Annotated in this window: 10 protein-coding genes; all 10 read left to right on the top strand. The window is 37.4% G+C overall.

Translation table 11 applies throughout. The annotated features are described in order from the left end of the window. The first annotated feature begins 77 nt into the window (after window positions 1-77). The 10 genes from J2Z60_RS07265 to J2Z60_RS07220 all read left to right on the top strand — a co-directional run bounded on the left by J2Z60_RS07265 (window position 78) and on the right by J2Z60_RS07220 (window position 11,801). A complete protein-coding gene (locus J2Z60_RS07265) occupies window positions 78-1,229 on the top strand; it encodes a YncE family protein (protein WP_209687036.1) in 1,152 nt (383 codons plus the stop codon). 8 nt (window positions 1,230-1,237) lie between these two features. Then, entirely contained in the window at window positions 1,238-1,531 is a 294-nt protein-coding gene (locus J2Z60_RS07260; protein WP_209687035.1) for a hypothetical protein, read from the top strand. Between the two features lie 122 nt (window positions 1,532-1,653). Then, window positions 1,654-1,815: a teichoic acid D-Ala incorporation-associated protein DltX gene (locus tag J2Z60_RS07255; RefSeq protein ID WP_209687034.1), complete on the top strand. Its 162-nt coding sequence runs from the start codon at window positions 1,654-1,656 to the stop codon at window positions 1,813-1,815. 19 nt (window positions 1,816-1,834) lie between these two features. Beyond that, the gene (dltA, locus tag J2Z60_RS07250; RefSeq protein WP_209687033.1) at window positions 1,835-3,355 is read left to right on the top strand and encodes a D-alanine--poly(phosphoribitol) ligase subunit DltA; all 1,521 of its coding nucleotides are present in this window, start codon (window positions 1,835-1,837) and stop codon (window positions 3,353-3,355) included. After that, a complete protein-coding gene (gene dltB / locus J2Z60_RS07245) occupies window positions 3,352-4,575 on the top strand; it encodes a D-alanyl-lipoteichoic acid biosynthesis protein DltB (protein WP_209687032.1) in 1,224 nt (407 codons plus the stop codon). Before dltA ends, dltB begins: the two co-directional genes overlap by 4 nt. 35 nt (window positions 4,576-4,610) lie before the next feature. Further along, entirely contained in the window at window positions 4,611-4,850 is a 240-nt protein-coding gene (gene dltC / locus J2Z60_RS07240; protein ID WP_209687031.1) for a D-alanine--poly(phosphoribitol) ligase subunit DltC, read from the top strand. Further along, on the top strand, window positions 4,843-7,122 hold the full coding sequence (dltD, locus tag J2Z60_RS07235; RefSeq protein ID WP_209687030.1) for a D-alanyl-lipoteichoic acid biosynthesis protein DltD: 2,280 nt from the start codon (window positions 4,843-4,845) through the stop codon (window positions 7,120-7,122). The genes dltC and dltD overlap by 8 nt, the downstream gene beginning before the upstream one ends. 379 nt (window positions 7,123-7,501) lie before the next feature. Then, window positions 7,502-9,214 carry an oxalyl-CoA decarboxylase gene (gene oxc, locus J2Z60_RS07230; RefSeq protein WP_209687029.1) on the top strand — a complete coding sequence of 571 codons (1,713 nt, stop codon included), beginning with the start codon at window positions 7,502-7,504 and terminating at the stop codon, window positions 9,212-9,214. Further along, a complete protein-coding gene (gene frc, locus J2Z60_RS07225; protein ID WP_209687028.1) occupies window positions 9,214-10,551 on the top strand; it encodes a formyl-CoA transferase in 1,338 nt (445 codons plus the stop codon). The genes oxc and frc overlap by 1 nt, the downstream gene beginning before the upstream one ends. 62 nt (window positions 10,552-10,613) lie before the next feature. Continuing rightward, window positions 10,614-11,801 (top strand): CaiB/BaiF CoA transferase family protein, encoded by a 1,188-nt coding sequence (locus tag J2Z60_RS07220; protein WP_209687027.1) that lies wholly within the window; start codon window positions 10,614-10,616, stop codon window positions 11,799-11,801. Window positions 11,802-11,929: the final 128 nt, after the last annotated feature.

Raw genomic sequence — 11,929 nt, 5'->3', positions numbered from 1 at the left:
TTAATTTCTTCATTCTTAATTAAAAATAAAAAGTTTTTCGTTATAATTAAACCAATTAGCTAAAAGGAGCCGAAAATTTGGGTAAGCGAATTATTACAATAGGAAAAAATTTTTTTATTTTTTTAGTGCTTGCTGGTCTAGCAACTGGTGGTGTCTATATTTTTAAAACTTTTCAAGCCCATACTGCCATAACTAAGAAGTTCAATAGTCGCCCCAGTCTAAAGTTAGCTAAAGATGGAACCAGCATTAGCGCTGGTCATCACAGCCTAGCTTATTTAAAGAAGAATTTAAATAAAAAATATCCTGACTTTTATAGGGCAATTTATAATACTCCTAAGAGGAGTTATATCGGCTCAGATGTGATAGTTCCAGGCCAAGTTCAAACAAAAGCCTATTCTTTTACTAAGAATAAACTAACTAAGATAAGAACAATGACGCCGCAAGGTATAACAATAGCTGGCAATTATATTTTAATCACTGCCTACGATTCAACCCACCAGCATTCGTCGGTAATCTATGTCTTGAGTAAGAAGAATGGTCATTATATTAAGACAATTCAAGTAAAGGGCTCTCCCCATCTTGGCGGGATAGCCTATGATCCGGTTGCTAAGAATATCTGGATTACAGGCAGCCAAGGAGGCCAATCGGCCTTGATGTCGTTTACTTATCAGGATTTAAAAGATTATCATTATTCTAAAAAATTGCAATTCATTACTTATAACCACGTAGTTAGCTTACCAACGATTGAACGCGCATCGACTGTAACTTATGATGATAATCAATTGCTTGTTGGCTTCTTCAATACTTATGATAAGGGAAGAATTGTTACTTATCCGATTCCAAGAGTTGGCCAGTTCAAAGACACAATTACTAGTGATCAGATTAAGGCCACTACAGGTACGGCTTCTTGGGCTTCAGGCTCTGGTGCAGCTGCTATGGATCGTCAGATTCAAGGAGTGGCAGTTTATGGTGATTGGATTATTCTGAGTCAGTCATATGGCAGCCAAGATTCTAAGTTATACTTCTTCCCAGCCTCAGCTATTAATAACTTAGATGAATCGAAGGCTGATAAGGTAATAACAGTGCCACCGTACCTAGAGCAGATCTATGCTTATCAGGGGCAGTTATTACTATTATTTGAATCAGGGGCAAGTAAGTATGCCAAGGATTCTATAGTGGTAGTTGATCGTGTCTTATCGGCAAACATTAATGCCTTATTAGGAAGTTAGGTGAATAAATGATAAGGAATAAATCGACCTTTTGGGTAAGAGTATCTGGTTGGAGTGGATTAGTTGCCGGTACTGGGATGCTAGAATTATATAAGATTACGGGTAACATTACCTTTATAGCAACTCTAGTAATAGTAATTATTTTTTCGGCGTATTTATTAGCTACAGCTAAGACAGATCGGTGGCAAAATTCTAAGTGGATTATGACAGTCATGATCTTTGGTCTTATCTTTGCTTCAGCTTTGCAGGCAATATTTTTGTGGTTTGCTTATCGTAGTGTTAAAACACATCATAAGTTGTAACAAAAATAAGTAATAATATCTGTTATAATCGTAGCATGCGGCGATTTTTTAAGATTGTCTAAAATGATTAGCTATTTTTGTAATATTGTTGTAACATTAGGGAAAGATAACGAGGTGTAAGAATGACAGACAAACCAAAAACTGACCATCAAAACACCAGAGGTAAGCAGATCGGCTTATTTATTGCTAAGACGATATTCTATTTTGCCATCTTGGTTGTACTTGTCTACCTTTATTCGTATAGTGGGATTGGTGGAGCAAGTTTTATTTATAAAGATTTCTAATTGAAAGGATCGCGTTCTAATGATTAAAGACGTAATCAAGAAGATTGATCAAATTGCTATTGAAGATCCTAATCGTGTTGCATATGACTATTTAGGTGAAACTAACACATATGGTGATTTGAAGAAAAGATCAGACGCATACGCAGCAAAATTAAAAGAATTGGATATCCCAAAGAAAGCTCCAATCATGATCTGGGGCGGACAGACCTTTGAAATGATTGCCAGCTTCTTGGGAGCAGTTAAGGCAGGACATGCTTATATTCCGATTGCTAGTTATTCTAATAGTGAACGACTAACAATGATTCAAGAGGTATCTAAATCACCTCTAGTAATTGCAGTAGACGAATTACCAATTGAGATGGAAGATATTAAGGTTCTATCAGCTAATGAAATTCCTGATGGCGACTTTGAAGTTAGTCAAGATGACTTTGTTGAAGGTGATGATAATTTCTACATTATCTTTACTTCAGGAACAACTGGTAAGCCTAAGGGTGTTCAGATTAGTCATACTAACTTGTTGAGCTTTGTTAATTGGGAGTTAGATGACTTTGATCTTCCAGATAAGCCAAGTTTCTTAGCTCAAGCACCTTATTCATTTGACTTATCAGTAATGAGTCTGTATCCAGCTTTAACTGCAGGTGGTAAGCTAGTTGTCTTGCCACATGACGTAACTCAGAACTTAGGACAATTGTTCCAAGTATTGCCTAAGTTGCAATTTAATGTTTGGGTATCAACACCTTCATTTGTAGAGATGAGCTTCTTAGACCCTACATTTAAGGCTGAAAATCACAAGGAATTAAGTCATTTCTTATTCTGTGGTGAAGAATTAAGTCATAGAACTGCTAAGATGCTTAAGACTAAGTTCCCTGAAAGCCATATTTATAATACTTATGGTCCTACAGAAACAACAGTTGCTGTAACTGCTGTTGATATTAATGATGAAGTTCTGGCTAAGTATGATCGTTTACCAATTGGTGTAGCTAAAGAAGATACTAAGATAACGATTGATACTAGCAAGGGTGAAGATAAGGAAAGTAAACAAGGCGAAATCTTAATTCAAGGACCAAGTGTTTCAAAGGGATACTTGCATAACCCTGAAAAGACAACGGCTGCATTCTATAAGAATGATGGTGATACTTATCCAACTTACCGAACTGGTGATTTGGGCTTTTTGGATGGTGATATGCTATTTTATCGTGGTAGGATCGACTTCCAAGTTAAGTTTAATGGCTATAGAATCGAACTAGAAGAGATTAACTTCTATTTAGCTAAGCACGAATTAGTTAGATACGGTGTGGTAGCGCCTAAGTATAACAAGGATCACAAGGTTCAACAATTAGTTGCCGTGGTTGAGTTAGCTGATGGTGTTAGAGATAAGTACGAAGATGATGAACTGACTAAGATTTTGCGTGAATCTTTAAGTAAGGACTTAATGCCATACATGTTGCCACAGAGATTTATTTACCGCGAGGATATGCCAATTTCCCAAAATGGTAAAGTAGATATTAAGCAAGTCATCAAGGAGGTAAATAACGCGTGATTAATCTGCAACCCTATAGTAATCCGCGTTACTTCATTATTCTCTTTATTGCGCTGTTGCCACTAATAATTGGTTTATATTTTGGTCGACGCTTTAAGATTTATGAAGCAATTATCTCATTATTATTCTTGTTCTTAATGTTTGATGGTAAAGATGCCATTCAAGGTTATCAATTAATTGGTTATATTGTTTTCCAATTTATTTTGACCTTTGCTTATGAGAGATACATTAGGTCAGGCAAGAATAAGACTTGGGTATTTTATCTGGTTGTCATCTTATCTATTATTCCAGTGACGATAGTTAAGATTGCGCCACATATACCTGATCCAACCGCGGATCTAATTGGATTTTTTGGGGTGTCATATTTAACATTTAAGAATGTGCAAGTATTAATGGAATTGCGCGATCATACCATTAAGAAGGTTGATCCAATTACATATGCACGTTTCCTCTTGTTCTTCCCAACCATTTCTTCAGGTCCTATTGACCGTTACCGGAGATTTGCACAGGATTATAACAAGGCTCCCGAAAGAGACAAATATATTGAAGATATGAGATTAGGGACTAGGTACATCTTCCAAGGATTTTTATATAAGTTCATTATTGGATATGTATTCGGGACCTTATGGCTACCTCAATTAGCTAAATATTCGATAATATACGGAAATATCAATGGTGGTCTGCGTCTATCATGGGCGCTACTAGGTTATATGTACTGCTACAGTATGTATTTGTTCTTTGACTTCGCGGGCTATTCACTCTTTGCGGTAGGTACTTCATACTTTATGGGAATACATACCCCAATGAACTTCAATAAGCCGTTCATATCAAAGAATATCAAGGACTTCTGGAATCGTTGGCACATGACACTTTCATTCTGGTTCCGTGATTTCATCTTTATGCGTTTTACATTCTTTGCAATGAAGAAGAAGTTAATTAAGGACCGAAACCGCCTTTCCCAAGCATCATATTTTATTGATTTCTTGATTATGGGATTCTGGCATGGCTTGACGTGGTATTATATCGTATATGGTATCTACCATGCCTTAGCTATCATTATCAATGATATTTGGTTAAGGTTTAAGCGGAAGAATCGTAAGAAGATCCCGCATAATAAGTTTACCGAAGCCTTTGCAATTTTCTTAACCTTTAACGTAGTCTGCTTCAGTTTCTTGATTTTCTCAGGATTTTTGAGCACTTTATGGTTTGGCTGGAAGTAAGCAAAAAGATTTAAATTTTGAAAGGAAATATAAAGATGGATACAAAGCAAACTGTTTTAGATATTATTAATGAATTAACTGGTGAAGATTTAAGTGACCGTATGGATGAAAACATCTACGAAAACGGCTTACTTGATTCAATGGCAACTGTACAAATGTTACTTGAATTACAAGATCAAACTGGTATTACAGCTCCTGTTTCAGAATTTCACCGCGAAGACTGGGACACTCCAAATAAGATTGTGGCAATGGTAGAAAGTTTGAGAAATGAGTAATAAAAGAAAACTGTGGCAGATTTTCGGCCCAGTTATCTGTGCTTTTATTTTATTATTTGTGGTCTTTATGCTGCCATGGAATAGTAAAGTATCAGATAATCTTTTGTTTAAGGCATCAGTTTCACAATCGCAGAATGTATTTAAAGGCCAAAGAATAAAGCAAGCAGCTTTTGAAAAGGAATATGTTCCTTTTTATGGATCTAGTGAATTATCACGAATGGATCCCTTGCACCCTAGTGTTTTAGCTTATAAGTATCATCGCGACTATCGTCCATTTTTATTGGGAGGACCAGGTAGTCAATCATTGACCCACTTCTTTAGTTTGCAAGAAACTAAAAAGCAACTAGCTGGTAAGAAAGCTGTCTTTATCATTTCACCGCAGTGGTTTACAAGGGAAGGTCAGAATCCTGCTGCCTTTGGGATGTACTTCTCGCAATTGCAGGCGATTGAATGGATCTTAAGTGCCAAAGATAGCGTGGCAACTCGCTATGCAGCACGTAGACTATTGCAGATGCCATCAGGTACTTCAAGCGAGACTACTAAGTATGCCTTGATGACACTAGCATCTGGTCAAAAGCTTTCTGATAATCAAATTTCATGGTTAAAAATAAAGAGAAGAATGCTTATTAATCAAGATAACTTCTTCTCAACATTCCACATGAATAATAATATTCCTAAGATTCAAAATCGGGCCAAGATGCTCCCAGGAACTTATGCATATGATAGCTTGCGCGAATTAGCTAACCAACAAGGAGCCAAAGAAACATCAAATAATAAATTTGGTATTTCCAACAGCTTCTTTACTAGAAGATTAAAGCCTAATAATATAAAGGGCTTAAAGAATTCACAAAGAAAATTCGATTATACTAATTCACCAGAATTTGCGGATTTTGAATTAGTGCTGAATGAGTTTGCTCGTGAACATGTGAATGTCTTATTTATTATTCCACCAGTTAACTCTAAGTGGGCTAAATATACTGGCTTACCAGAAAGTATGTATCAAAAGTCAGTTAACAAGATTAAGGATCAATTGCTTGCTCAAGGATTCGATAATATTGCTGACTTATCACATGATGGTAATAAGAAGTACTTCATGGAAGATACTATTCACTTAGGTTGGAATGGTTGGTTAGCTGTCGATCAATATGTCAGACAGTTTATGAAGCAACCTGATATTCCAATGTCTTACAATATTAAGAATTATTATTTTAGTAAAGCTTGGAATCATAAAAAGAACGTTGAGCCTAGTCGAGTAGTAGCTGCCAGTGAGCAGAATTCTAACCAGCTTAAAGGGATGCTTAATATGCAAAACCTCCAAGGAAGCTTCTTGATAGTTAAAAATGGCAAGGTTAAGTATTCTTATTCTAGCGGCTGGTCTAACGAAAAGACTCGCAAGGCCAACAGCGCCAACACAAGTTACTTAATTGATTCTGTCCAAAAGTCAATGACAGCAGTAATGCTTATGCGCCAAGTAGAGGCAGGTAAGATTAAGCTTAGTGATAAGTTATCTAAGTATTATCCACAAGTGCCTAACGCTAAAGAGATTACTATCAAGGAATTGCTTGATATGACGAGTGGATTGACAACTCGTCCAGGAACTGTCTTAGGCAGCCCAGTATTCAAGAGTAACCAAGATGGAATTAATTATGACATTAAGAACAATATCATTTACTTAGATAAGCTTCATGGTAAGAGATATTATTCTTCAATTAATTATGTTTTGATCTCTGGTATCTTAGAGAAGATTACTAATAAGAGCTATGAGGATCTGTTCAACCAAACCTTCGTTAAAAGGTTAGGCTTGAAGCATACGGCTTTTATCTGGAGCACACCGCAAAAGCTTAATGCCATTAACTTTGCTAACTCTTATAAGTATGTGGGAGATAAGCATGGTGACTTAGCTAAGGTAGCATTGGATCTTAATGAGCTTCATGGTGAGCTAGGTGCTGGGTCAGTAGCAATGTCTAATAGTGACCTATATAAGGTTATGAAGGCAATGGTTGATGGCAGTTTATTAAGCAAGTCATCAATGAAGAAATTATATGAAGGACCTGCACCAGAATATTATGGTGGTGGCTTCTATAATTCTCCTAAGGGCTTCCGTGGTGCCAATGGCGCTGGCTCTGGATACTATGCGTTTGTAAGAATTTCTAATAATGGTAAAGATGCAATTATTGCTCAAGCTAACCACCCGGTTAAGAGCTTCAATAAGGTTAAGAAGCTCATGGACCAATTGATGGTAGATATGCTTAAGAGCAAATCTAAAGATTAGTGAAGAAGACCTGCGTAAGCGGGTCTTTTTGTATAAGGAAGCATATTGTTGCGATTTTGTTTATGTGCTATGATTTTTACGTACCGTCATGTTGGGCATCTTTCTCCGGTAGCGAAAAGGATACCAAAGTGTATATTTTGGTCCAAAGGACGGTAACACTGTGTGATGTAAGCTCAATTCCCCAGTTGGCGGAATTGGGCTTTTTTGTTAGATTTAAATTCAAAAAATATATTACAAAATATAATAATATAAAAAAATTAAATAATGCCTATCAAAAATAAGTATTCAAATTAGAGCGTTTTAGATTGAATTTAATAAGATTTGAGATTATATTAATCACATAAAATAATTGGAATATATAGAGAAAGAAGGAAGCTCTATGGCTGATAATGTAGAATTAACCGGCGCAGCACTTTTAATTGATGCTTTGCAAGAGAATGGCTTAAATAATATGTATGGTGTTGTTGGAATTCCTGTGACTGATTTAGCTCGCTTAGCCCAGTTAAAAGGAATGAAATATTACGGATTTAGGCGTGAAGATGCAGCGGTTAATGCGGCAGCTGCAGCAGGCTTTTTAACAGGGAAGCCTGGTGTTGCATTAACTGTATCAGCTCCTGGATTCTTAAATGGGTTAACTGCTTTAGCCCAGGCCACAAAGAATTGTTTCCCATTAATCATGATTTCTGGATCTTCTGATCGCCATGTCATTGATCTTGATCGTGGAGATTATGAGGGACTGGATCAGTATAATGTTGCTAAGCCTTTCTGTAAGGCTGCCTATCGTGTTGATCGTGCTCAAGATATTGGGCTCGCAGTTGCTCTTGCAGTTAGAACAGCTCTTAGCGGTAGGCCAGGTGGTGTTTACTTAGATCTTCCAGCTGCAACTGTATCTGATACAGTTAATAAAAAATCTGATACCAAGATTTATCAAGTAGTAGATCCAGCACCGAAGCAATTACCAACTGATACTGCAATTGATAGGGCAGTAAAATTACTTAAAGCTGCCAAGCAACCGATTATTTTACTTGGCAAAGGTGCAGCTTATGCTAGAAGTGAGTCAGAAGTTAGGGAACTAGTTGCTAAGACTAAGATACCATTTTTACCAATGTCGATGGCTAAGGGCGTTGTTCCAGATGATTCACAATTTTCAGCAGCATCTGCCCGTTCATTCTCTCTAGGTCAGGCTGATGTTGTTATCCTAATTGGGGCAAGACTTAATTGGATGCTTGCTAATGGTGAGTCACCATTGTTTAGAGATGATGCTCAATTCATTCAAATTGATATTGATGCAACTGAATTTGATTCTAACAGAATGATTCAGGCTCCGCTTCAAGGAGATATTAAGTCTGTTTTACAAAAATTAATTCCAGCTTTAGAGAAAGATAATGTAACTGCACCGCAAGATTGGCTCGATCAGATTAAGCAACACTGTGAGGTAAATAATACTAAATTCGCCCAAAGAATTGAAGAAGCTAAGGAACGCGCTAGTCTAGGTTTCTACAGTGCAATTGAGCCAATTGATGAGTTAATGAAAGAGCATCCTGATACTTATTTAGTAAGCGAAGGTGCTAATACCCTAGATATTGGTCGTAATTTAATTGGAATGCAGCAGCCACGTCACCGCCTTGATACTGGTACCTGGGGCGTTATGGGAATTGGACTTGGCTATGCAATTGCTGCCAGCGTTGAAACAGGAAAGCCAGTTATTGCTCTTGAAGGCGATTCTGCTTTTGGCTTTGATGGTATGGAGATGGAAACAATTTGCCGTTATAAGTTACCAATTATTGTTGTCATAATCAATAATGGTGGCATTTATCGGGGTGATATTAATGTAGTTAATTCTCAACCTGGGCCAACTGTTCTAGACCATGAAGCTCACTATGGTGACATAGCTAAGGCATTTGGTGGCGATAGTTATCGCGTAAGTAATTACTCAGAAATGAAAGCAGCTCTCCAAAAGGCTTATAAGAATGGCAGACCAGCAATTATTGATGCACAGATCCCAGCATCAATGGGTGCCGAATCAGGACATATCGGCAATTTAAATCCAGAATTAGATTTATCACAATTAGAAGACAAGGAGGATAAATAATGGTTACTGAAAGTAATGAATATGCACCATTAAAGGGTATTAAGGTTGTTGACTGGACTCAAGTTCAGTCCGGACCTTCTTGTACGCAACTACTAGCTTGGCTAGGTGCAGAAGTGATAAAGATTGAACGTACTAATAGTGGTGATCCAACTAGAACTGAGTTACTTGATATTCAAGATTCTTGGAGCATGTATTATTTGCAACTTAATGCTAATAAGAAGTCACTCACTCTAAATATTAAATCACCAGAAGGCGTCAAGATTATGAATGACCTCTTAAAGAAGGCTGATGTCTTTGTTGAAAATGTTAAGCCTGGTGCCGCAGAGCGGGCAGGCTTTGGCTGGGAACAAATACATAAGTTGAATCCAAGGTTAATTTATGCTTCATTGAAGGGATTTAATAAGGGCTCGCGTTTTGAAAATGTTAAGGCTTTTGAACCAGTTGCTCAAGCAGCCGGTGGTGCGGCAAGTGCAACCGGCTGGAATAAGGGTGATAATAATATACCAACTCAGTCAGCAGCAGCCTTAGGTGATTCCAATTCGGGGATGCATTTAACTATTGCGATCTTGGCCGCATTGCTTCAAAGAGAGCATACTGGCGAAGGAACATTTGTCTATCAATCAATGCAAGATGCTGTTTTAAATCTTTGCCGAATTAAGCTCCGTGATCAAGTGATGCTTGATAACTTAGGAGCTTTGCCTTACTATGCTGTCTATCCACATTACAAGTGGGGCAAGGCGATCCCTCGCTCAGAAAACACCGAAGGTGGTCAAGTTATCGGCTGGACCTACAAGGCTAAAGGCTGGGAAAGTGATCCTAATGCTTATGTTTATATTGTTATTCAAAATGAAGATGCTGGTTGGGCAGCTTTGGCTAAGACTATGGGGCATCCTGAATGGATTGATGACCCGAGATTTAAGCATTGGCAAGACCGTCAACTTCATAAAGAAGAGATTTATCCTTTAATTGAATCTTATACTAAGAATTATGATAAGTATGAATTAACCAAGACTCTCGGTGATGCGGGTATTCCTATTGGTCCAGTATTAGATTGGAAAGAAATTGAAAATGATCCTGACTTAAATGAAGATGGTACGATTGTAACTATTGACCAAGGTGGCAGTCGTGGTAAATTTAAGACAATTGGTCTGCCATTTACTATGTCTAACTATAAGCCAGATTATAAGCGGGCTCCTGATCTTGGCGAAAATAATAAAGAAATTCTGGAGTCACTAGGTTACAATGCCGATCAAATTCAAGATTTAGTAGAAAAAGGTGTAATTTCTAAGGCTAAGGGACCTAAGAATCCTAGGACTCAAGTCATTAAAGGTGAATAAGAATGTTAGGGAGCTGCTTCAATCTTGAACAGCTCTCTATTTTTAGAAAGTTTGGTATCTATATGAGTAAATTAAGTTACAAAGAAGCTATGCAAGTCAATCCACACTTGGATAAGTCTAAGCCTTATCCTTTAGCTGGACTGTTAGTAGTAGATTTTACCCATGTTTTATCTGGACCAACTTGCACAAGAATGCTGGCAGATGCAGGAGCTAGAGTAATTCATATTGAAAGAAAAACCGGTGATGATACACGCCATATTGGTCCATACCTTGAAGATGGTTCAAGCGAGTACTTCAGAATTTGTAATATTGGTAAAGAGTCAATTGCTTTAGATTTGAAAGATCCCAAGGATCACGACTTAGTAGAAAATATGATTGCTAAGGCTGATATTGTAGTTGAAAACTTTCGTCCGGGTGTAATGACAAGATTAGGATTTGATCCAGATGAGATGGTTAAGAAATACCCTAGACTGATTTTTGCTTCAATTTCAGGTTTTGGTCAGTATGGTCCTTGGGCTAAGCAGTCTGCTTACGATACGATTGTACAAGCATTTTCTGGGATTATGGATGCTACAGGGGATGCTAATGGTAAGGCAACAAGAGTTGGAACATCTGTTGCAGATGTAGTTGCTGGTATAATGGGCTACAGTGCAATTACAACAGCACTAGTAGCACGAGAACGTACGGGTAAGGGGACTACAGTTGATGTTTCAATGCTTGATTCAACCTTTGCTTTAATGGTTCAAGACTTAATGACAGTTTTAGGAATTCATCAAATTCCTCATCGTATTGGTAATCGCCATCCTTACATGTATCCATTCGATACTTTTGAATGTAAGGATCAGGCGCTTGCAATATGTTGTGGTAACGATGAATTGTGGAAGATTTTGTCTCATACCTTAGGTCACGATGAATGGACTAATCAAAGCGAATTTAAGACTAATGATCTTCGCGAAAAAAACTGGCAGAAGGTTAAGTCAGTAATGCAAGATGTTTTAATGACTAAGACAGCATCTGAGTGGGATAAGATCTTAAATGATGCAGGTATACCTGCGGGGTTAATTTTAAACGTTAATGATACCAGTAAGCTTGACCAGATTGTGATGCGTGGGATGGTCAAGCAATTACCAGATGGTAATGAAGTAATTGGAACCCCAATGAAGTTTGGAACTTGGAACTCATATGGTGTACAAAAAGACGCACCGCAACTTGATGAAGATGGCGAAAAGATTCGTAAGGAATTCGAGTAAATAGTAAATTTAAACTTCTAAAATAAAAAAAAACTAAATTGCAAATTTAAATTGAACACTTTTTACGATTGAATTCGATAGATTGAATCTAGTTCTTTCTCATAAAGTTCATTTGGGGTGTGGTAGTT

It is taken from the genome of Lactobacillus colini, from assembly GCF_017874575.1.
GTDB classification, from domain to species: Bacteria; Bacillota; Bacilli; order Lactobacillales; family Lactobacillaceae; genus Lactobacillus; species Lactobacillus colini.
Note: the sequence above shows the minus strand (reverse complement) of the source record. Positions and strands in the feature narration are given on the sequence as shown.